Source organism: Streptococcus sp. Marseille-Q5986 (assembly GCF_946902915.1).
Classification (GTDB): Bacteria; Bacillota; Bacilli; order Lactobacillales; family Streptococcaceae; genus Streptococcus.
On the sequence record NZ_CAMPPY010000012.1, the window covers coordinates 1 to 21,246 of the forward strand.

The window sequence follows — 21,246 nt, forward strand, 5'->3', positions numbered from 1 at the left end:
TGAATCACTCTCGAAGATTAGCTAAGGATGTTGAAAAATCCGTATCGTCAGAGCTTGCTTTTGTCAAACTTTCACACATTAATCGGCTTTTAAAGGCTCTATCATTTTGTGAATACAGGTTCTAAAATCCACTTTCCTACCCAAAGAAAATTTGCTGTCCGTTTTTGAAAATCTTATCCGTAAAAATGCAGATAACCGTCATACAGATTTAGAACAATACATCGAGAACTATCAATTTTTAAAAGAGAAAAACATCATTTCCTTATCTGAACTGAAAGAAAGTATAGTTACTTTAAGAGATAAGAATTACAAGACCACAAGAGCTATAAAAGACACCAAAAAGAAAATAGATGATAGAGTACAGCTTATCAACCACGCAGAAAAATATTTAAAACATAAAGACATCTATAAAGCTTATACCAAGCTAAAGAAAAACAAACAGAATACTTTTTACAATGAACATACCGCAGAGATTATTTTGTTTGAAAGTGCCAAGAAATATTTGAAAGAGCATTTAGGAGAAAGCAAGACCTTAAATATATCCAAGTGGAAATCATAAGTAATAACTTTGAGGAAAGAAAAAGATACCCTATATTCTCAAATTATAGATATGCGAAAAGAAGTAGAACGGGCAGAAAAAGTTAAGATCTGTATAGAGTGGTTGCAAGAACCAAGACCTTGAATTATAAAAGTATTAGTTATATTGACAAATGATACGAATAGTGATATATAGAAAGGAAAGTAGAAGATGAGAGATAGTATATCAAGCGGAGCTTTAACTGAAACAACATTATTGGTTTTATTATCCTTATATAAGGAACTACATGGGTATGGAGTTAAGCTGTTTATTGAAGAAAAAACCAATGGAAGAGTTGTTTTAGGGATGGGGACTTTATATGGAGCAATAAAGAATTTAGTTGAGAAAGGATGGATTGTTGAATCTTCAAGGGTAGATGGAAAAGTGAATTATATTATAACTGAATCAGGAAAAGAACAGGTTAAAAAAGAGGAAAACCGATTGTGTGAACTTCAATTATTGATAAAAAATATAAGGGGCGAAGAGCATGAAAAAATTAGATTTTTTTAGATTCAATAAGTGAATTGGAAGTATGGTTAAATAAAATCGCTAAAAAAGGATATAGATCAAAAACAATGAATAATTTTATATATGATTTTGAAAAAACCGATAAGGATTATTCTAATTCAACACAATTTATAGGGACAAATTCTTCAAAGGAAAATAATGGCTATATACAAATGCTGAAAAAATGGATCACGAGTATATAGAGCACCATTAAACCAAGGTAACAGTGCTTTTGGGAAATTTAGACTCAGACTGTATGCACATGGAGATGGGAAAATAGCGAATTCTTTTCAAAGATATAATAAAGAAATATTAGTGGTAGAAAATGACGGCAAAGAACCACAAAAATTGTTGACAAATAAATCAGATTTGGCAGAGCAATATAAATATATAAGAGGTGCATATTTATAATGATTTATAATGTTGTTTACATTGTTTGCACTTTGTGTATATAAATTATACGATAGTAATTTTGAAGTATCCAAGATTGTTTTAAGTGGGCTTATCGGATTAGTTACATTGATAATTGCAATGATACTATTTAAGGCACAAAAAAACTATAATAAATATAAAAAGGACTCTAATTTGATAGATTGATATTTAGAAAGGCACAGAGATGCAAAACCATTATACTACAAAAGTGAAACATTTGATAATCGATAGCCGTCGCTTAGTCCAATGATGGAAAAATGAAGGAAAATCAAATAGAGAAATCGCCTCTCTACTTTGAAAAGCTCCGCAAACTATCCACAATGAAATCAAGCGTGGAACAGTCCTACAATGTATTGGAAAAGTACATTTCAAAAAGGTATATTCTGCCGACTATGCTCAAATGATTTGTGAAACCAATCGGAAGCGCTCTGTGAAGAAATCAATCTTGACCAAAGAGCTAAAACAAAAGACTCTCCACTATCATAACCAAAAGTTGTCTCCTGAAATGATGGTCAAGGCTAAGGGTGTTACAGTGGGAATTTCAATCATTTACTATTGGATTCATCATGGAAAATTGGTTCAATAACTATCCTAAAAAATGCTTGGACTACAAGTCTCCCAGAGAATCTCTGCTTGCTAGCTAACTTGAACTTGAAATTTAGCATTGTTCACTCAGATAAACTTTTCTTCTTATATGTGGGACTTAGGTCTTGACAGCTATAGAAAAATGGTTTACACTTTATAAAGTTTATTACTTTGAAAAGGTGTGATAGTGTGGCTACGGCAACAAAGAAGAAAAAATCAACAGTTCAGAAAAATCTAGTCATTGTAGAGTCGCCTGCTAAGGCCAAGACGATTGAGAAATATTTAGGCAGAAACTACAAGGTTCTAGCCAGTGTCGGGCATATCCGTGATTTGAAGAAATCCAGTATGTCGGTCGACATTGAAAATAACTATGAACCGCAATATATCAATATCCGAGGAAAAGGTTCTCTCATCAATGACTTAAAAAAAGAAGCTAAAAAGGCCAATAAAGTCTTTCTAGCGAGTGACCCGGACCGTGAAGGAGAAGCAATTTCCTGGCATTTGGCTCATATCCTTGATTTGGATGAGAATGATGCCAACCGTGTAGTCTTTAATGAAATTACCAAAGACGCAGTAAAAAATGCCTTTAAAGAACCGCGCAAGATTGACATGGATTTGGTCGATGCACAACAAGCTCGTCGAGTCTTAGACCGCTTGGTAGGGTATTCGATTTCGCCTATTTTGTGGAAAAAGGTCAAGAAGGGCTTATCAGCAGGGCGCGTGCAGTCGGTTGCCCTTAAGTTCATCATTGACCGTGAAAATGAAATCAATGCCTTTCAACCAGAAGAATACTGGACAATTGATGGTGTCTTTAAGAAGGGAACCAAGCAATTTCAGGCTTCATTCTATGGTATGAATGGCAAAAAGATGAAATTGACCACCAACGAAGAAGTTAAGGAAGTCTTGTCCCATTTGATTAGCAAAGATTTTACAGTAGACCAGGTAGATAAGAAAGAACGCAAACGCAATGCGCCACTACCTTATACGACTTCAACCATGCAAATGGATGCAGCTAACAAAATCAATTTCCGTACTCGAAAGACTATGATGGTAGCCCAACAGCTCTATGAAGGGATCAATATCGGATCAGGTACGCAAGGTTTGATTACCTATATGCGTACAGACTCGACTCGTATTAGTCCAGTAGCTCAGAACGAAGCGGCAAGCTACATTAACGACCGTTTTGGTAGCAAGTATTCCAAGCATGGTAGCAGGGTCAAGAATGCCTCAGGTGCTCAAGATGCCCACGAAGCCATTCGTCCATCTAGTGTCTTTAACACACCTGAAAGCATCGCTAAGTATCTGGACAAGGATCAGCTCAAGCTTTATACCCTTATCTGGAATCGTTTTGTAGCGAGTCAGATGACAGCCGCTATCTTTGATACCATGGCTGTTAAATTGTCTCAAAATGGGATTCAATTTGCTGCTAATGGTAGTCAGGTTAAGTTTGATGGTTATCTTGCCATTTATAATGATTCTGACAAGAATAAGATGTTACCGGACATGGCTGTTGGAGATGTGGTTAAACAGGTCAATAGCAAACCAGAGCAACATTTCACTCAACCACCTGCTCGCTATTCTGAAGCGACACTGATCAAGACCTTGGAGGAAAATGGGGTTGGACGTCCGTCAACCTACGCTCCAACCATTGAAACCATTCAGAAACGTTATTATGTCCGCCTTGCAGCCAAGCGCTTTGAACCGACAGAACTGGGAGAAATTGTCAATAAACTCATCGTTGAATACTTCCCAGATATCGTAAACGTGACCTTCACAGCTGAAATGGAAGGTAAACTAGATGATGTCGAGGTCGGAAAAGAGCAGTGGCAACGTGTTATAGATGCCTTTTACAAACCATTTTCTAAAGAGGTTGCCAAGGCTGAAGAAGAAATGGAAAAGATCCAAATCAAGGATGAACCAGCTGGATTTGACTGTGAAGTGTGTGGCAGTCCAATGGTCATTAAACTTGGTCGTTTTGGTAAGTTTTACGCTTGTAGCAATTTCCCAGATTGCCGTCATACCCAAGCAATCGTGAAAGAGATTGGTGTTGAGTGTTCAAGTTGTCATCAGGGACAAATCATTGAACGCAAAACCAAACGTAACCGCCTCTTCTATGGTTGCAATCGTTACCCAGAATGTGAATTTACTTCCTGGGACAAACCAATTGGACGTGATTGTCCAAAATGCGGACACTTCCTTGTGGAGAAAAAAGTCCGTGGTGGTGGCAAGCAGGTTGTATGTAGTAATGGCGACTACGAAGAAGAGAAAATTAAATAAAATGCAGAGTCCTGAAAATGAATTTCAGGCTCTTTTTGGTTGGAGCTTGACAAATTTCCCCCTTGTGTGTGAAACTAGAGGAAGAGTAATTTATCTAGGAGAAATCATGCGTATTATTTATCTCTGTATTGGCTTTATTTTACTGGCTTTAGCTGTTATTGGAGTTGTCTTACCACTTTTACCAACAACTCCCTTTCTTTTGTTAGCTATCGCTTGCTTTTCTAAATCTTCTAAGCGTTTTGAAGACTGGCTTTATCATACCAAGCTCTATCAAGCATATGTAGCTGATTTTCGTGAGACCAAGTCCATTGCGCGTGAACGTAAGAAAAAAATCATCGTATCCATCTACATTTTGATGGGGATTTCTATTTATTTTGCCCCTCTCTTACCAGTCAAAATCGGTCTAGGAGCTTTGACCATCTTTATCACCTACTATCTCTTTAAAGTTATTCCAGACAAAGAATAGGTAAAATTTGTTACTATTTCCCTTGGTAAAATTGAAAGCATATTTACAACAATATGATATAATAAATTCAAAGTAATCTTCAAGGAGAATCAAATGATTTACGAATTTTGTGCTGAAAATGTGACCTTGCTTGAAAAAGCGATGCAGGCTGGAGCTCGTCGAATCGAACTCTGTGATAATCTAGCAGTTGGTGGAACAACACCCAGCTATGGAGTGACCAAGGCAGCGGTTGAACTGGCAGCTAACTATGATACGACCATTATGACCATGATTCGTCCTCGTGGTGGCGACTTTGTCTATAATGATATGGAAATTGCTATCATGCTAGAAGATATTCGGTTGACTGCTCAGGCTGGAAGTCAAGGAGTTGTATTTGGTGTCTTAACTGCTGAGAAGAGGTTGGATAAAGCTAATCTGGAGAAGCTGATTGTTGCATCAAAAGGAATGGAAATTGTCTTTCACATGGCCTTTGATGAATTGAGTGATGAAGACCAGTTGGAGGCCATTGATTGGCTCAGTCAAGCTGGACTCACTCGTATCCTAACTCGTGCTGGTGTGTCTGGCGATTCACTAGACAAACGTTTCGCTCACTATCACAGAATTTTGGAGCACGCTAAAGGTAAAATTGAAATTCTACCAGGTGGGGGGATTGATTTGGACAACCGTCAAACCTTTATCGACCAACTGGGTGTAACACAATTACATGGAACCAAGGTTGTCTTTTAAAAAATAGAAAGGAACTGCTAGCTTTGGGTAGCAGTTTTCACTTATGTTTGAAATTTTTAAATCTTACCAGTTTAATCAAGAAAAGGCTCGTGCCTATGATTTTTTAGAAAGTAGTGGAGTTTGGACTTATAGTTGCCAGATTTTGCAAGGTGACTTTGTCATGGTTGTGTCCATTACTGCTGATAATGTGAGTTTTCAGGTCTTTGACCGGGAAACGGGCGACCTCTATCCTCAAGTCCATATGGAAAGCATGAGGGGAAGTTTTGTAGGAAGTGTCCGTGAGGCTTGTTTGGAGATTCTTTACCAGATTCGGAAGGCCTGTTTTGATGTGCAGGATTTCATCTTCCCTCAGACTAAACGAATCATGACTCAAGTTCAGGAAAAGTATGGTAATCAGTTGGAGTATCTGTGGGAAAAATCGCCTGATACAGCTGTATTGCGCCATGAAGGCAATCAAAAGTGGTATGCTGTTTTGATGAGAATTCCATGGGATAAGTTAGATAAGGGGAGAGAAGGGCTAGTAGAAGCAGTCAACCTCAAACACGATCAAGTAGTCGATTTGCTTTCACAAAAGGGCATTTATCCAGTCTTTCATATGAACAAACGCTACTGGATTAGTGTGGCTTTTGATGATACCTTGTCGGATGAAGAAGTACTGGAATTGATAGAAAGAAGTTGGAACTTAACCGTGAAAAAATAAGGAAATTCACTTGCGTTTTTAAATATTTTCAATTAGCAAAGTATTCTTTACTGAAGAAATTTTCAGAAAATAATGGATTTTTTCTTGACAAGAAATTTTTCCTATACTAGAATACTAAACAAGATATCAAACGAAGGAGAAAGTCAAACATGAAAACAGCTAAGTTTAATCAATTTGCTTTGTTGTTGAGGTACTTGGGCTAGTGCAAAAAGCATTAGTCCTGTTTGGCTTACCAAGCGGGAGTAAAGAAACATCTCGCTTGGGTTTCTGAGCGAGATGTTTCTTTACAACCATATTTGGAAAAGGGGAAATCTTATGCGAATAGTTGAGTTTCTAGATACCAGCCTTCGGGATGGAGAGCAGACACCTGGCGTTAATTTTTCAATCAAGGAAAACTTGCCATTGCAAGGCAACTGGAGAAATGGGGAATTTCTGTAATTGAAGCTGGTTTTCCGGCTGTTAGTCCAGATTCATTTATAGCCGTTCAAGAAATTGCTAAAGCCATGAAAAAAACAGCAGTGACAGGATTAGCTCGTTCTGTAAAATCTGATATTGATGCTTGTTATGAGGCACTTAAGGATGCCAAGTATCCACAGATTCATGTCTTTATCGCTACCAGTCCGATTCACCGCAAGTAGAAGCTCAATAAGAGCAAGGAAGAGATTCTAGAAGCTATTAAGGAGCATGTCTCTTATGCATGTTCTAAGTTTGAAGTGGTCGAATTCTCTCCAGAGGATGCGACTAGAACAGAGTTGGATTTCCTATTACAAGTTGTTCAAACAGCGGTTGATGCTGGTGCGTCTTATATCAATATCCCTGACACGGTTGGATTCACCACGCCAGAAGAGTTTGCACGCATCTTTGATCACTTGACTGAAAATATTAAATCAGATCATAAAGTTGTCTTTGGTGTCCACTGTCATGATGATCTCGGTATGGCAATTGCAAATACTTCGACAGCAATTAAACACGGTGCTGGACGTGTCCAGGGAACTATTAATGGTATCGGTGAACGCGCAGGTAATGTTGCTCTTGAAGAAGTAGCTGTTGCTTTGAAGATTCGTGAGGATTTCTTCCAAGCAACAAGTGATATTGTTTTGGATGAAACAATGAATACGTCAGAAATGGTTTCTCGCTTTTCTGGTATTCCAGTTCCTAAAAACAAGGCTGTGGTTGGTGGCAATGCCTTTTCTCACGAGTCTGGTATTCACCAAGATGGAGTCCTTAAAAACCCTCTTACTTATGAGATCATCACCCCTGAATTGGTTGGTGTTAAGAGTAATAGTCTTCCGCTTGGTAAATTGTCAGGTCGCCATGCCTTTGTCGAAAAACTAAGAGAATTGGCCCTAGACTTTACAGAAGAGGATATCAAACCACTCTTTGCTAAGTTCAAGGCACTGGCAGATAAGAAACAAGAAATCACAGATGCAGATATTCGAGCTCTGGTAGCTGGAACCATGGTTGAAAATCCAGAAGGCTTCCACTTTGATGATTTACAACTTCAAGCTCATGCAGACAATGATATTGAAGCGCTTGTTAGCCTGGCTAATATTGATGGTGAAAAAGTCGAATTTAATGCGACAGGGCAAGGTTCCGTTGAAGCAATCTTTAACGCTATAGATAAGTTCTTTAATCAATCTGTCTGCTTGGTGTCCTATACCATTGATGCTGTGACAGATGGAATTGATGCTCAAGCTCGTGTCTTGGTTACTGTTGAAAACAGAGATACAGAAACCATCTTTAACGCAGCAGGTCTTGATTTCGATGTATTGAAGGCTTCGGCTATTGCCTATATAAACGCTAATACCTTTGTTCAAAAAGAGAATGCTGGTGAGATGGGACGCAGTGTTTCCTATCGTGACATGCCTAGTGTGTAAAGGAGGATGCTATGACAAAGAAAATAGTAGTTCTAGCAGGGGACGGAATTGGCCCAGAAATCATGGAGGCTGGTTTAGAGGTTCTGGAAGCTCTAGCTGAAAAAACAGGTTTTGACTATGAGATTGATAGACGACCTTTTGGAGGTGCAGGTATTGATGCTGTAGGGGATCCCTTACCTGATGAAACTCTCAAGGCAAGTAGAGAAGCAGATGCCATTCTCCTAGCGGCTATTGGGAGTCCCCAGTATGATGAAGCAGCGGTTCGTCCTGAACAAGGACTGCTGGCTCTCCGTACGGAACTCAATCTCTATGCCAATATTCGCCCAGTCAAAATATTTGAGAGTCTCAAGCATTTATCACCTCTCAAAGCAGAACGAATTGCTGGTGTAGACTTTGTTGTGGTGCGTGAGTTGACAGGTGGGATTTACTTTGGAGATCATATCCTTGAAGAGCGCAAAGCACGTGATATCAACGACTATAGCTATGAGGAAGTGGAGCGAATTATTCGCAAGACCTTTGAAATCGTAAGAAGTCGGAGAAAAATCCTTACCAGCATTGATAAGCAAAATGTGTTGGTAACATCAAAATTCTGGCGGAAAGTAGCTGAGGAGGTCGCACAGGATTTCCCAGATGTGACCTTGGAACACCAGTTGGTAGACTCAGCTGCTATGCTTATAATTACCAATCCTGCCAAGTTTGATGTTATTGTAACGGAGAATCTTTTTGGAGATATTCTCTCTGATGAATCAAGTGTTCTATCTGGCACACTTGGGTTTATGCCATCAGCCAGTCACTCTGAAAATGAACCAAGTCTCTATGAACCTATTCACGGTTCAGCACCTGATATTGCTGGTCAAGGAATTGCCAATCCTATCTCCATGATTTTATCAGTGGCCATGATGTTGAGAGATAGTTTTGGACGTTATGAGGATGCGGAGTGCATTGAACGTGCTGTTGAGGTAAGTTTGGCAGCTGGTATATTAACGAGAGATCTAGGGGGACAGGCTTCAACAAAGGAAATGACAGAAGCCATTATTGCAAGGTTATGAAGTTAGACGAAAAAATTACTCTAGTCCTTTTGATTTGGAATGTTATGGTTTTCTTGATTTATGGCATTGACAAATCCAAGGCGAGGAGAAGAGCTTGGCGCATTCCTGAGAAAATCTTACTTATTTTAGCCTTTACTTTTGGTGGTTTTGGTGCCTGGCTAGCAGGAATCACTTTTCACCACAAGACTCGAAAATGGTATTTTAAAACAGTTTGGTTTCTTGGGATGGTGACTACACTAGTAGCCTTACATGTTATTTGGAGGTAATGGATGGCAGGAAAATCGATTTTTGATAAATTATGGAACCGTCATGTCATCACAGGAGAAGAGGGGCAGCCCCAACTCATGTATGTGGACCAGCACTATATTCATGAAGTGACCAGCCCTCAAGCCTTTCCAAGGATTACGAGATGCAGGTCGTAGATTGAGACGACCAGACTTGACATTTGGAACCTTTGACCACAATGTCCCGACAGTCAATATCTACGATATTCGAGATGTGATTTCTAAGGCTCAAATTGATAAGCTAGCTGAAAATGTTGAGGAGTTTGGGATTGAACATGCAGTCCACGGTTCTGAAAAGCAGGGAATCGTTCACATGGTTGGTCCAGAAACAGGACAAACCCAACCAGGGAAATTCATCGTCTGTGGAGATAGCCATACAGCAACCCACGGAGCTTTCGGATCAATCGCCTTTGGAATTGGAACCAGTGAAGTCGAGCATGTTTTCGCTACCCAGACCCTCTGGCAGGTCAAACCCAAGAAAATGCTGGTAGAATTTACAGGAGTTCCACAAAAGGGAGTTTACTCCAAGGATTTTATTCTCGCCTTAATTGCCAAGTACGGCGTTGCCTGTGGTGTTGGCTATGTGGTGGAATATCGGGGACAAGCGATTGATGCACTGAGCATGGAAGAACGAATGACCATCTGCAATATGTCCATCGAGTTTGGCTCTAAGATGGGAATCATGAATCTGGATCAGACTACCTATGACTATCTCAAAGGACGCGAGTGTGTTCCAGAGAATTTCGAAGAGGCTGTGGCTGATTGGAAAACAATTGTCAGTGATGAGGATGCCGTATACGATAAGGTTATCCAGATGGATGTCTCAGACTTGGCTCCCATGGTAACCTGGGGAACCAATCCTGCTATGGGTGTTGACTTTGACAGTAGATTCCCAGAAATTAAGGATATGAATGATGAGCGCGCTTATCATTACATGGACTTAGAACCTGGTCAAAAGCCAGCTGATATTGAACTAGGCTATATTTTTATCGGTTCTTGTACCAATGCTCGTCTCAGCGACTTGCAACTGGCTGCTCGATTTGTCGAAGGGAAGAAGATTGCCCCTAACTTAACAGCTATTGTGGTACCTGGTTCTCGACCAGTCAAACGAGCTGCTGAGAAGTTGGGCTTGGATAAGGTTTTCATAGATGCTGGCTTTGAGTGGAGAGACCCAGGTTGTTCTATGTGCCTAGGGATGAATCCTGATAAGATCCCTGATGGTGTTCACTGTGCCTCAACCAGCAATCGAAACTTTGAAGACAGACAAGGCTCTGGTGCTAAGACTCATCTCTGTAGTCCAGCTATGGCAGCTGCGGCAGCTATTGCAGGGCGCTTCGTAGATGTTCGGCAAATGCCAGAAGCCCAGTAAGGAGAGGATATGGAGAAATTTACAGTTTATACGGGAACGACCGTTCCTCTCATGAATGATAACATCGACACCGACCAAATCCTACCCAAGCAGTTTCTCAAGTTAATTGATAAGAAAGGCTTTGGTAAGTACCTCATGTATGTGTGGCGTTATTTGGATGACAAGTATACTGAGGATCCAGACTTTGTCTTTAACAGATCTGAATATCGTAAAGCAACTATCCTCGTCTCAGGGGATAACTTTGGGGCAGGGTCTTCGAGGGAACACGCAGCTTGGGCTCTAGCTGACTATGGTTTTAAGGTCGTGATTGCAGGATCTTTCGGTGACATTCATTACAATAATGAGCTCAATAATGGCATGTTGCCTATTGTTCAGCCCAGAGAGGTTAGAGAGAAACTAGCCCACTTGAAATCAAGCGATCAGGTAACTGTAGACTTGGAACAACAAAAAATCATCTCACCAATTGGAGAATTCACTTTCGAAATCGATGGTGAATGGAAACACAAGCTCTTAGAACCTGTATTCACAAAATGATAGAGCCTTTAAAAGACGATTAATGTGTGAAAGTTTGACAAAAGCAACCTCTGACGATACGGATTTTTCACGCTTTGAGAATCAATGATAGCATAGGTTGGAGTGGCTGCTCTACCAGCTTTCAGTCGCTTTTTTTAACCAGTTCCGTCAAAATGGTGTCCCACAAGCCGCTCTCTCTGGCACGACGAAAGAAACTCCAGACAGTTGGGGAAGGAGGGAAATCATGAGGGAGCATGCGCCATTTGCAACCTGTTTTAGTGATATACAAGGTGGCGTTCACGAGTTCTCGTTTAGCCCACTTATAGGTGCGATGTTGGGAGAAATAGGGTTCAAGTTTAGCCCATTCTTGATCGGTGAAATCGGTATCATATGCTTTTCGTATCACATCTTTAGTTTAACATTTTTTTTGTGAATACAGATTCTAAGTTTTTCTATAGGGAAGCTAAGGAAAAACTAACATAGGGAGAGAATCAACTTGGTTCTCTCTTTTTGGTATGGAAAGCAAGCTAAAATATAAACACAAACTTTTCAAAAAAATAAAATAACTTTTTATCTTGACAAGGACTAGAAAACTTGGTATCATATAAAAGTTGAGAAAAGCAGAAGTGAGAGCTTCTCGCCTTGTGACATCAAGTTGCCTGGCCCTACGGATGAAAAGTTTCTAAGAAACGCTATCATAACGTGCGGGCTTGTATTATTACGAGTCCGCTCTTGTTTTTCTCTAATAAAACAAAAGAGGTGAAAACCATAGCAAAGCAAGACTTATTCATCAATGATGAAATTCGTGTACGTGAAGTTCGCTTGATCGGTTTTGAGGGAGAACAGCTAGGTATCAAGCCACTCAGCGAAGCGCAAGCATTGGCTGATAGTGCAAATGTTGACTTAGTATTGATTCAACCCCAAGCAAAACCGCCTGTTGCAAAAATTATGGACTACGGTAAGTTCAAATTTGAGTATCAGAAAAAGCGAAAAGAACAACGTAAAAAACAAAGTGTTGTTACTGTGAAAGAAGTTCGTCTGAGTCCAACTATTGACAAGGGTGACTTTGACACAAAACTTCGCAATGCACGCAAGTTCCTTGAAAAAGGAAATAAAGTTAAGGTATCCATTCGCTTTAAAGGGCGCATGATCACCCATAAAGAGATTGGTGCAAAAGTTTTAGCCGAGTTTGCTGAAGCAACACAAGATATTGCCATCATCGAACAACGAGCTAAGATGGATGGACGCCAAATGTTCATGCAGTTGGCGCCAGCAACTGACAAAAAATAATTGTCAGAAAGTTAAATAAAGGAGAAAAAATCATGCCAAAACAAAAAACACACCGCGCATCAGCTAAACGTTTCAAACGTACAGGTTCTGGTGGACTTAAACGTTTCCGTGCTTACACTTCTCACCGTTTCCACGGAAAAACTAAGAAACAACGTCGTCATCTTCGTAAAGCATCTATGGTGCATTCAGGAGATTTCAAACGTATTAAAGCAATGCTTACTCGCTTGAAATAATAGCTTGACTGTAAGTAAAGAATTCTAGGAAATATTTGGAGGAAATAAAACATGGCACGTGTTAAAGGTGGCGTTGTATCACGCAAACGTCGTAAACGTATTCTTAAATTAGCAAAAGGTTACTATGGAGCTAAACACATCTTGTTCCGTACTGCAAAAGAACAAGTAATGAACTCTTACTACTATGCATACCGTGACCGTCGTCAGAAAAAACGTGACTTCCGTAAATTGTGGATTACTCGTATCAATGCGGCAGCTCGTTTGAACGGACTTTCATACTCACAATTGATGCATGGTTTGAAATTGGCTGAAATCGAAGTTAACCGTAAAATGCTTGCTGACTTGGCTGTTAACGATGCAGCAGCTTTCACAGCTCTTGCAGATGTAGCTAAAGCAAAACTTGGTAAATAATAACTGATGAGACTGGGACAGGATTGTCCCAGTCTTTTTAAAAATAAAGGAGAATATATGGCTTCAAAAATGTTACACACTTGCTTGCGAGTAGAAAATCTTGAAAAATCAATCGCATTTTATCAAGATGCTTTTGGTTTTAAAGAATTGCGTCGCAGAGATTTTCCAGACCATGCCTTTACGATTGTATATCTAGGACTTGAGGGTGATGACTACGAGTTGGAATTGACCTATAACTACGATCACGGTCCTTATGTGGTTGGAGATGGGTTTGCCCATATCGCCCTAAGTACACCTAATCTTGAAGCTCTTCATCAAGAGCACAGTGCAAAAGGCTATGAAGTGACTGAGCCAAATGGCTTACCAGAAACTGCACCTAACTATTACTTTGTCAAAGACCCTGATGGCTACAAGGTCGAAGTCATTCGTGAAAAATAATCCAGTAAAGTCAAGTAGAATGTTCGTTTTCTACTTGACTTTTTTTCTTTGAAAGAGTATACTAATACAAATTTAACCTTTAAGGGGAGTCCAGAGAGACTCACAAGGTGTCAGATAAAAGGGATAGGGGACTCTCTGTGGAGACTTTTTAAGTGTGCGCATGAGTTCTAGCCTAACCCAACTGAGGCCTTGCATTAGCAAGGTCTTTTCTTTATCTGGTCCCCTTAAATTTAAGGAGGAAAATCATGAATCCCACATGTAAGAAACGTTTGGGTGCCATTCGTTTGGAGATCATGAAGGTGGTCGCTCAGGAGGAAATTGCGCCAGCAATCTTTGAATTAGTCTTAGAAGGGGAAATGGTTGAAGCCATGCGAGCAGGCCAATTTCTTCATCTGCGTGTGCCTGATGATGCCCATCTTTTGCGTCGCCCTATTTCAATTTCGTCTATTGATAAGGCTAACGAGCAGTGTCATCTTATTTATCGGATTGAGGGAGCTGGAACCGCTATTTTTTCAACCTTAAGTCAGGGAGATACTCTTGATGTGATGGGCCCTCAGGGGAATGGTTTTGACTTGTCTGACCTTGATGAGCAGAGTCAGGTACTCCTCGTTGGTGGTGGGATTGGTGTTCCTCCCTTGCTTGAGGTTGCTAAGGAATTGTATGCGAGTGGTGTAAAAGTAGTGATAGTTCTCGGTTTTGCCACTAAGGATGCTGTTATTCTCGAAAAGGAATTGGCTCAGTATGGTCAGGTCTTTGTAACGACAGATGATGGTTCTTATGGCACTAAAGGAAATGTCTCCGTGGTCATCAAGGATTTAGACAGTCAGTTTGATGCTGTTTACTCATGTGGGGCTCCAGGAATGATGAAGTATATCAATCAAACTTTTTATGACCATCCAAGAGCCTATCTATCTCTGGAATCTCGTATGGCTTGTGGGATGGGGGCTTGCTATGCCTGTGTCCTAAAAGTGCCAGAAAGCGAGACGGTCAGCCAACGCGTCTGTGAAGATGGGCCTGTTTTCCGCACAGGAACAGTTGTATTATAAGGCAAAGTTTGAAAAAAAGATAAAAGCTAATTGATTTATTGTTTCTCCTAATTTTAGGTACACTAAAAAGAGGTCTTGCAAGCTGATTTTTGAAATTAAGCGACATTGAATCCGTGTTGTTGTGCAAAACGAACAGCGTCTTGAACAGACATCGTTTTATCAGGATTTCGTATTTCGGTCAGTCCTTGTAAAGCAGGATTGTAGTCTTCTTGTTTCCGTAGCATTTGGTACACAGAAACCAGTAATCTGCGACAGATAGCGATCATTGCTTTTCGATGACCACGGCGCTTCTTGAGTCTGAGATACTGGTTCTTGAATTCGAGATGTTTATCAGACTTGACAACCGCGTTAGCGATTTGGACGAGAAAAGGTTTGAGGTATCTCCCACCTTTGGAAATGTGAGTAGAGTATTTCTTGCCAGCACTTTCATTGTTAGCTGGAACTAAACCTGCCCACGAGCAGAGTTTTCCTGCATTATCAAAGACAGTCATATTTTCACCAATCTCAGAGATAATTCTGAGAGCAGATAGTTCATCTTTAAAACCAGGTACTGTTTGAATCAGCTTAACTTGTTCTTGATAGTCACGACCAAGTTCACGAATCATCTGTTCCAAGTCCTCTTTACAGATAGCTAAGGCATCGTAGTGAGCCTTGATGACTCTGATTTTCTCGGCTTGTTCTGGTGTTAGCTCGCCCTCTATAGCGATGTCCAAGTCTTGTACTTTATTCTTCATTCTCTTGTGAATGAGCTGCTCAATAGTTGGTTTCTCCTCTGGATTGTCAAAGATACTCTGGATAATCTTTTGAGCACTTTTTCCGAAACCATCGGAAACGACACTTGCAATTTGAAGGTTAGACCAAGTGAGACAATTCTGGTAACGATTTTTCTCGCTAACTTGGAGTTGTGTTAACTTCATACCATAGCGAAAGAGGTCACGGAGTTGTCTGATTTTGAGCGGGGGAATAAAGCTAGGAGCGACTAAATCATGCTTGAAGATGTCGGCAATCCACTGCGCATCTTTCTTGTCGGTTTTCTTTCCACGAATAGCCTCGACATACTTGGGATGAGCCAAGCAGACATTGGTATGTTCTTCTAGGATATTGAAAACAGGAATCCAGTATTTACCAGTAGATTCCATACAGACATCAAAGCAGGAATAGTATCCTAACCAATCACGTAGCTGAATGAGACCATTGGTAAAGGTGGAAAACCGTTTACGATGGTAGGTTGTAATTCCTTGATTATTGGTGATGGCAATAACTGCTACAATAAAGGTTTTATGCACATCAATTCCACAACAATTAGGATAAACAATTTTTAACATGAGGGGTCTCCTTTCACCAAATTTGAGTCTGCCTATCCCTTGACTGTTCTTCCCTTTGACAAACGAGTCGCTTATCCACATATAAGTTTAGGTGCTCAGAGTCACCGTTCTTGTGCTTGATGGGAAGAACTACACCTATAATTATTCGAGGTAGTGGCTATACCACTCACTTACTCTCCTCCTCGTGATTTGTAGTAGTGATAGAACTCCTCAACTCTATTGTAAACTAAAATAAAGAGCACAACATCTTTTCATTCGGTGTTGTGCCTTGAGTGAAACGAAAGGAATGAATGATAAGTATGCCTACAAATCGTTTACAAGTTTCTCTACCAGGATTGGATTTGAAAAATCCGATTATTCCAGCATCAGGCTGTTTTGGTTTTGGCCAAGAGTATGCCAAGTACTATGATTTAGACCTTTTAGGCTCTATTATGATTAAGGCAACGACTCTAGAACCACGTTTTGGGAATCCAACTCCCAGGGTGGCAGAAACGCCTGCTGGTATGCTCAATGCAGTCGGTTTGCAAAATCCTGGCTTAGAAGCTGTTTTAGCTGAAAAACTACCTTGGTTGGAAAGAGAGTATCCAAATCTTCCTATTATTGCCAATGTAGCTGGTTTTTCAAAACAAGAGTATGCTGCTGTTTCTCAGGGGATTTCCAAGGCAGCAAATGTAAAAGCTATTGAGCTCAATATTTCTTGTCCTAACGTAGATCATTGCAATCACGGACTCTTGATTGGTCAAGATCCGGATCTAGCTTATGATGTGGTGAAAGCAGCTGTAGAGGTCTCTAATGTGCCAGTTTATGTCAAACTAACACCTAGTGTGACGGATATCGTTACCGTCGCAAAGGCAGCAGAGGATGCGGGAGCAAGTGGCTTAACCATGATCAATACTCTAGTCGGTATGCGCTTTGATCTCAAAACTAGAAAATCAATCTTGGCCAATGGAACAGGTGGGATGTCTGGTCCCGCAGTTTTTCCAGTCGCTCTCAAACTCATCCGTCAAGTCGCCCAAACAACAGGCCTGCCTATCATTGGGATGGGAGGAGTAGATTCGGCAGAAGCTGCGTTAGAAATGTATATGGCTGGCGCCTCTGCTATCGGAGTTGGAACAGCCAACTTTATCAATCCATATGCTTGTCCTGATATTATCAAAAATCTGCCAAAAGTTATGGACAAATATGGCATTAACTGCTTGGAAGATCTCCGTCGCGAAGTCAAAGCCAGTCTGAGATAAGCTAGAACTTTCTTATTGTCAACAAGACATAGAATCTTCATCAATTTGTAATATTTCTGTTAGTTAACTATGTTACAATAGGTCTTATAAAATAGTAATAGTGTAGATAGTTTTCTACTGAGGAGAATAAAATGAAGAAGATACTACTTGCAAGTACTGTCGTTCTTTCTATGGCAGGATTTGCAAAGACAACTGTATATGCTGAAGAATCTCAGGTTACGAAAAAAACTCAGACCACAGATGTAGTCGAGAAAAAAGAAGAAGCTACTCCGAAAAAGGAAGTTCCCCAAGTGGGGTCCAAGAAAGAGCCGGTTGTAAAAGAGGAAAATTCTTCTAAAGATGACTCATCCAAAAAGGAAAAAAACGAGGAAGTTATCAAGGAAGGTTGGAAAAAAGAGCAAGGAAACTGGCGTTTTTATGAAAATAACCAGTCTGTCGTAAACTGGAAAAAAATTGGTGGCGTCTGGTATTACTTTGATAAAAACGGCATTATGCTCAGTAATACCATGGTTGATGATTACCTTGTCAAAGGTAGTGGTGCCATGGCAGAAAATGATTGGGTGAAAATATCTAACAAGTGGTACTATGCCACAGCTTCAGGCAAGATTTCTCGCAATAAATGGGAAAAGATTGAAGGCGTCTGGTATTACTTTAATCAAGATGGTGTTATGCTTAGCCGTACTATCTACAATGACTACCTCTTTCAAGGCAGTGGTGCCATGGCAGAAAATGATTGGGTGAAAATATCTGACAAGTGGTACTATGCCACAGCTTCAGGCAAGATTTCTCGCAATAAATGGGAAAAGATTGAAGGCGTCTGGTATTACTTTAATCAAGATGGTGTTATGCTTAGCCGTACTATCTACAATGACTACCTCTTTCAAGGCAGTGGTGCCATGGCAGAAAATGATTGGGTGAAAATATCTGACAAGTGGTACTATGCCACAGCTTCAGGCAAGATTTCTCGCAATAAATGGGAAAAGATTGAAGGCGTCTGGTATTACTTTAATCAAGATGGTGTTATGCTTAGCCGTACTATCTACAATGACTACCTCTTTCAAGGCAGTGGTGCCATGGCAGAAAATGATTGGGTGAAAATATCTGACAAGTGGTACTATGCCACAGCTTCAGGCAAGATTTCTCGCAATAAATGGGAAAAAATCAAAGGAACATGGTACTATTTCAATAGCGATGGTGTGATGGCAAGTAGCCAGTGGAAAAGTGACTACTATCTGAAAGATAGTGGTGCGATGGCGGAAAAAGAGTGGATTTTTGATAAATCCTACAATAGCTGGTTCTACTTGAAGTCAGGTGGGGCCTACGCTTCCCGTGAATGGATTGGTTCATACTACCTTAAATCTGGTGGCTATATGGCCAAAAATGAATGGATTTTTGATAAAGATTACGATGCTTGGTACTATCTAAAAGATGATGGTCGATATGTAACAGGTACTTTCACGATCAAAGGTAAAGAGTATTCCTTCCAGAATAATGGGAAGTGGATCTCAGAGGTAAAATATTACAAAGTGAAGCCAATTACTGCTTATGTTTATAGCGCTTCTGGTGAAAGATTGAGTTATGTATCACAGGGAACCATCGTCTCACTCGGAGATGCACAATCTAAAAAAGATAGTCAAATACCAGTCAATATTTCTGGTTTATCCGGCTTCATGAATAAAAGTGATTTAGTAGCTATTGATAAAGATAGTGAATTTGTCCCTCATTATACAAGTGATGGTAAGTATTTTTACCATGAGTTATCACCTTATGTAAGTCTCCGTGTTGCGCCACATAGCTCAGCTATGACCATTGGTAAGAAATATTATTCAACTGATGGGATTCATTTTGATGACTTTACCATTGAAAATCCCTTCCTCTTTAGAAATTTGACTAAGCCAAGTAATTACAGCGCAGCCGAATTGGATAAAGTTTATTCTTTGATGAATATTCGGGATAGTCGCCTTGCTGGTAAGGGAGCTGTTTTTAAGGAAGCTGAGGAACGCTATAGTGTGAATGCACTTTACTTGATGGCGCATAGTGCACTCGAGAGTGCTTGGGGGCGGAGCCAGATTGCAAAGGATAAGAATAACTTCTTTGGAATTGCGGCTTATGATTCGAGCCCATATACCTCGGCCAAAAAATTTGATGATGTGGACAAGGGGATTCTCGGTGCGGCTAAGTGGATTCGCGAGAACTATATTGACCGTGGAAGAGACCACCTTGGGAACAAAGCTTCTGGCATGAATGTACTCTATGCTTCTGACCCATACTGGGGAGAGAAAATTGCTAGTATCATGATGACTATCAATAGCAAACTTGGTGGGAAAGACTAGGGAAGAACAAAATCGGGAACCATGATAGATTGGTTGTCGATTTTTTGTTATAATAAAAATAAGTAGCCAACAAAGGAGAACAACATGACATTTGAAGAAATCCTGCCTGACTTAAAGGCTAAGAAAAAATATGTACGTACTGGTTGGGGAGGTGCTGAAAACTATGTCCAACTTTTTGACACCATTGAACAAAACGGGATTGCACTTGAAGTGACACCTTATTTCCTAATCAACGTGTCTGGAGAAGGAGAAGGTTTTTCCATGTGGAGCCCGACACCTTGTGATGTTTTGGCGACAGATTGGGTAGAAGTACATGACTAGACGTGTATTGATTACAGGTGTGAGTTCAGGGATTGGTCTGGCTCAAGCTCGCCTCTTTTTAGAGAATGGCTATCAAGTTTATGGAGTTGACCAAGGTAAAAATCCACTCTTAGAAGGTGATTTTCACTTTTTACAGAGAGATTTGACCTTGGACTTGGAGCCTATTTTTGACTGGTGTCCTCAGGTGGATATTTTGTGCAATACTGCAGGAGTTTTGGATGATTACAAACCACTTTTGGAGCAATCAGCTCAGGAAATTCAAGAGATTTTTGAAATCAACTACATAGCTCCTGTTGAGCTAACTCGACATTATTTGACACAAATGCTGGAAAATAAAAAAGGAATCATTATCAATATGTGCTCCATCGCTTCTAGCCTAGCTGGCGGAGGTGGTCACGCCTATACCTCGTCTAAGCACGCCTTGGCTGGCTTTACCAAGCAGTTAGCTCTAGACTATGCTGAAGCTGGGATTCAGGTCTTTGGGATTGCTCCAGGGGCAGTTAAGACAGCTATGACTGCTGCCGACTTTGAACCAGGTGGCTTAGCTGACTGGGTGGCTAGTGAAACGCCAATCAAGCGCTGGATTGAGCCAGAGGAAGTAGCGGAGATTAGCCTTTTCCTAGCAAGTGGAAAAGCAAGCACTATGCAAGGACAAATCATGACAGTGGATGGTGGTTGGAGTTTGAAGTAGGAGGAGTTGGATGGAAATCAAAAATCACTTTGGAGTCTATGGTGTTTGCTATAAACATGGTTGTCTTCTTTGTATTCAAAAAACATCTGGTCCCTACAAAAATAGGTTAGACCTTCCCGGTGGCAGTCAGCAACTTGGTGAAGGACTGACGGAAACTCTGATTAGAGAAGTTTTGGAAGAGACGGGATTTACTGTTAGAAGCTACTCCAATCCTCGAATCTACGATGTTTTCGTCAGGGAAGAGTTAACAAATTTTATGGTTCACCATATCATGGCATTGTATGATGTTGAGATAAACGAGAAGGCATCTCAAGTGAATATTTCTGAAACTGTCTCTGATGGTATGAATGATTCTCTTGGATATGTTTGGAAGGCAATTCAAGAAAGCACAGAAGAAAATGCATCGCCATTAGTCTTGAAGGTAAGTCAAAATTCAGAACCTGTATTCACAAAATGATAGAGCCTTTAAAAGCCGATTAATGTGTGAAAGTTTGACAAAAGCAAGCTCTGACGATACGGATTTTTCAACATCCTTAGCTAATCTTCGAGAGTGATTCA

20 protein-coding genes, 5 pseudogenes and 1 other annotated feature are annotated in these 21,246 nt (G+C 40.3%); of the genes and pseudogenes, 23 read left to right on the top strand and 2 right to left on the bottom strand.

What is annotated here, in order from left to right; translation table 11 throughout:
• Positions 1 to 124: 124 nt before the first annotated feature.
• From OVN21_RS10375 to leuD, 13 genes and pseudogenes are all read left to right on the top strand, one after another.
• Positions 125 to 682: pseudogene (locus OVN21_RS10375) on the top strand (conjugal transfer protein TraA); the annotation flags it as partial.
• 66 nt (positions 683 to 748) lie between these two features.
• Positions 749 to 1,087 carry a PadR family transcriptional regulator gene (locus tag OVN21_RS10380; protein ID WP_267248359.1) on the top strand — a complete coding sequence of 113 codons (339 nt, stop codon included), beginning with the start codon at positions 749 to 751 and terminating at the stop codon, positions 1,085 to 1,087.
• A gap of 14 nt (positions 1,088 to 1,101) precedes the next feature.
• The gene (locus OVN21_RS11205; protein ID WP_416370431.1) at positions 1,102 to 1,287 is read left to right on the top strand and encodes a DUF2812 domain-containing protein; all 186 of its coding nucleotides are present in this window, start codon (positions 1,102 to 1,104) and stop codon (positions 1,285 to 1,287) included.
• Positions 1,288 to 1,700: 413 nt separating this feature from the next.
• A pseudogene (locus OVN21_RS10385) lies at positions 1,701 to 2,093 on the top strand (helix-turn-helix domain-containing protein); the annotation flags it as partial.
• 197 nt (positions 2,094 to 2,290) lie between these two features.
• Positions 2,291 to 4,378 carry a type I DNA topoisomerase gene (topA, locus tag OVN21_RS10390; protein ID WP_267248360.1) on the top strand — a complete coding sequence of 696 codons (2,088 nt, stop codon included), beginning with the start codon at positions 2,291 to 2,293 and terminating at the stop codon, positions 4,376 to 4,378.
• A gap of 106 nt (positions 4,379 to 4,484) precedes the next feature.
• Positions 4,485 to 4,844, top strand: coding sequence for a YbaN family protein (locus tag OVN21_RS10395; RefSeq protein WP_148842510.1), 360 nt, complete (start codon positions 4,485 to 4,487; stop codon positions 4,842 to 4,844).
• Positions 4,845 to 4,937: 93 nt separating this feature from the next.
• Positions 4,938 to 5,570: a copper homeostasis protein CutC gene (locus tag OVN21_RS10400; RefSeq protein WP_267248361.1), complete on the top strand. Its 633-nt coding sequence runs from the start codon at positions 4,938 to 4,940 to the stop codon at positions 5,568 to 5,570.
• A gap of 43 nt (positions 5,571 to 5,613) precedes the next feature.
• Positions 5,614 to 6,270 (top strand): MmcQ/YjbR family DNA-binding protein, encoded by a 657-nt coding sequence (locus tag OVN21_RS10405; RefSeq protein ID WP_267248362.1) that lies wholly within the window; start codon positions 5,614 to 5,616, stop codon positions 6,268 to 6,270.
• Between the two features lie 315 nt (positions 6,271 to 6,585).
• A pseudogene (locus OVN21_RS10410) lies at positions 6,586 to 8,147 on the top strand (2-isopropylmalate synthase).
• Between the two features lie 11 nt (positions 8,148 to 8,158).
• A complete protein-coding gene (gene leuB / locus OVN21_RS10415) occupies positions 8,159 to 9,196 on the top strand; it encodes a 3-isopropylmalate dehydrogenase (protein ID WP_267248363.1) in 1,038 nt (345 codons plus the stop codon).
• Positions 9,193 to 9,462, top strand: a complete 270-nt coding sequence (locus OVN21_RS10420; RefSeq protein ID WP_267248364.1) for a DUF1294 domain-containing protein — start codon at positions 9,193 to 9,195, stop codon at positions 9,460 to 9,462. Before leuB ends, OVN21_RS10420 begins: the two co-directional genes overlap by 4 nt.
• Positions 9,463 to 9,465: 3 nt before the next feature.
• A pseudogene (leuC, locus tag OVN21_RS10425) lies at positions 9,466 to 10,849 on the top strand (3-isopropylmalate dehydratase large subunit).
• Positions 10,850 to 10,858: 9 nt separating this feature from the next.
• Positions 10,859 to 11,362, top strand: a pseudogene (gene leuD / locus OVN21_RS10430) (3-isopropylmalate dehydratase small subunit); the annotation flags it as partial.
• Positions 11,363 to 11,504: 142 nt separating this feature from the next.
• On the opposite strand, the gene OVN21_RS10435 reads toward leuD, so the two are convergent.
• Complete coding sequence (locus OVN21_RS10435) at positions 11,505 to 11,768, bottom strand: transposase (protein WP_267248365.1); 264 nt, start codon at positions 11,766 to 11,768, stop codon at positions 11,505 to 11,507.
• 206 nt (positions 11,769 to 11,974) lie between these two features.
• Positions 11,975 to 12,106, top strand: a sequence feature (ribosomal protein L20 leader region).
• A 15-nt stretch (positions 12,107 to 12,121) separates the two neighbouring features.
• Here OVN21_RS10435 and infC point away from each other — a divergent pair.
• The 5 genes from infC to OVN21_RS10460 all read left to right on the top strand — a co-directional run bounded on the left by infC (position 12,122) and on the right by OVN21_RS10460 (position 14,780).
• Complete coding sequence (infC, locus tag OVN21_RS10440; RefSeq protein WP_267248366.1) at positions 12,122 to 12,652, top strand: translation initiation factor IF-3; 531 nt, start codon at positions 12,122 to 12,124, stop codon at positions 12,650 to 12,652.
• A gap of 32 nt (positions 12,653 to 12,684) precedes the next feature.
• Positions 12,685 to 12,885, top strand: coding sequence for a 50S ribosomal protein L35 (rpmI, locus tag OVN21_RS10445; RefSeq protein WP_001125942.1), 201 nt, complete (start codon positions 12,685 to 12,687; stop codon positions 12,883 to 12,885).
• Positions 12,886 to 12,936: 51 nt separating this feature from the next.
• Complete coding sequence (gene rplT, locus OVN21_RS10450; RefSeq protein WP_267248367.1) at positions 12,937 to 13,296, top strand: 50S ribosomal protein L20; 360 nt, start codon at positions 12,937 to 12,939, stop codon at positions 13,294 to 13,296.
• Positions 13,297 to 13,353: 57 nt separating this feature from the next.
• A complete protein-coding gene (locus OVN21_RS10455) occupies positions 13,354 to 13,734 on the top strand; it encodes a VOC family protein (RefSeq protein ID WP_267248368.1) in 381 nt (126 codons plus the stop codon).
• 245 nt (positions 13,735 to 13,979) lie between these two features.
• Positions 13,980 to 14,780, top strand: coding sequence for a dihydroorotate dehydrogenase electron transfer subunit (locus OVN21_RS10460; RefSeq protein ID WP_267248369.1), 801 nt, complete (start codon positions 13,980 to 13,982; stop codon positions 14,778 to 14,780).
• Positions 14,781 to 14,875: 95 nt separating this feature from the next.
• On the opposite strand, the gene OVN21_RS10465 is transcribed toward OVN21_RS10460, so the two are convergent.
• A complete protein-coding gene (locus OVN21_RS10465) occupies positions 14,876 to 16,105 on the bottom strand; it encodes an IS110 family transposase (RefSeq protein ID WP_267247867.1) in 1,230 nt (409 codons plus the stop codon).
• A 299-nt stretch (positions 16,106 to 16,404) separates the two neighbouring features.
• Between OVN21_RS10465 and OVN21_RS10470 the strand changes: the two genes are divergently transcribed.
• The 5 genes from OVN21_RS10470 (at position 16,405) to OVN21_RS10490 (ending at position 21,145) form a co-directional block, all read left to right on the top strand.
• Complete coding sequence (locus OVN21_RS10470; RefSeq protein WP_267248370.1) at positions 16,405 to 17,343, top strand: dihydroorotate dehydrogenase; 939 nt, start codon at positions 16,405 to 16,407, stop codon at positions 17,341 to 17,343.
• A gap of 131 nt (positions 17,344 to 17,474) precedes the next feature.
• Entirely contained in the window at positions 17,475 to 19,676 is a 2,202-nt protein-coding gene (locus tag OVN21_RS10475) for a glucosaminidase domain-containing protein (protein WP_267248371.1), read from the top strand.
• An 84-nt stretch (positions 19,677 to 19,760) separates the two neighbouring features.
• Entirely contained in the window at positions 19,761 to 19,997 is a 237-nt protein-coding gene (locus OVN21_RS10480; protein WP_267248372.1) for a DUF2829 domain-containing protein, read from the top strand.
• Positions 19,990 to 20,688, top strand: a complete 699-nt coding sequence (locus tag OVN21_RS10485; protein WP_267248373.1) for a 3-oxoacyl-ACP reductase — start codon at positions 19,990 to 19,992, stop codon at positions 20,686 to 20,688. The genes OVN21_RS10480 and OVN21_RS10485 overlap by 8 nt, the downstream gene beginning before the upstream one ends.
• Positions 20,689 to 20,698: 10 nt before the next feature.
• A complete protein-coding gene (locus OVN21_RS10490) occupies positions 20,699 to 21,145 on the top strand; it encodes an NUDIX hydrolase (protein ID WP_323744066.1) in 447 nt (148 codons plus the stop codon).
• Positions 21,146 to 21,246: the final 101 nt, after the last annotated feature.

Coding starts and splice junctions, on each gene's coding strand:
- OVN21_RS10420 (WP_267248364.1), top strand. CDS start 9,193: ATGAAGTTAGACGAAAAAATTACTCTAGTCCTTTTGATTTGGAATGTT.
- OVN21_RS10470 (WP_267248370.1), top strand. CDS start 16,405: ATGCCTACAAATCGTTTACAAGTTTCTCTACCAGGATTGGATTTGAAA.
- leuB (WP_267248363.1), top strand. CDS start 8,159: ATGACAAAGAAAATAGTAGTTCTAGCAGGGGACGGAATTGGCCCAGAA.
- OVN21_RS10455 (WP_267248368.1), top strand. CDS start 13,354: ATGGCTTCAAAAATGTTACACACTTGCTTGCGAGTAGAAAATCTTGAA.
- OVN21_RS10395 (WP_148842510.1), top strand. CDS start 4,485: ATGCGTATTATTTATCTCTGTATTGGCTTTATTTTACTGGCTTTAGCT.
- rpmI (WP_001125942.1), top strand. CDS start 12,685: ATGCCAAAACAAAAAACACACCGCGCATCAGCTAAACGTTTCAAACGT.
- OVN21_RS10380 (WP_267248359.1), top strand. CDS start 749: ATGAGAGATAGTATATCAAGCGGAGCTTTAACTGAAACAACATTATTG.
- OVN21_RS10460 (WP_267248369.1), top strand. CDS start 13,980: ATGAATCCCACATGTAAGAAACGTTTGGGTGCCATTCGTTTGGAGATC.
- OVN21_RS10485 (WP_267248373.1), top strand. CDS start 19,990: ATGACTAGACGTGTATTGATTACAGGTGTGAGTTCAGGGATTGGTCTG.
- OVN21_RS10465 (WP_267247867.1), bottom strand. CDS start 16,105: ATGTTAAAAATTGTTTATCCTAATTGTTGTGGAATTGATGTGCATAAA.
- OVN21_RS10400 (WP_267248361.1), top strand. CDS start 4,938: ATGATTTACGAATTTTGTGCTGAAAATGTGACCTTGCTTGAAAAAGCG.
- rplT (WP_267248367.1), top strand. CDS start 12,937: ATGGCACGTGTTAAAGGTGGCGTTGTATCACGCAAACGTCGTAAACGT.
- OVN21_RS10490 (WP_323744066.1), top strand. CDS start 20,699: ATGGAAATCAAAAATCACTTTGGAGTCTATGGTGTTTGCTATAAACAT.
- OVN21_RS10480 (WP_267248372.1), top strand. CDS start 19,761: ATGACATTTGAAGAAATCCTGCCTGACTTAAAGGCTAAGAAAAAATAT.
- OVN21_RS10405 (WP_267248362.1), top strand. CDS start 5,614: ATGTTTGAAATTTTTAAATCTTACCAGTTTAATCAAGAAAAGGCTCGT.
- OVN21_RS10475 (WP_267248371.1), top strand. CDS start 17,475: ATGAAGAAGATACTACTTGCAAGTACTGTCGTTCTTTCTATGGCAGGA.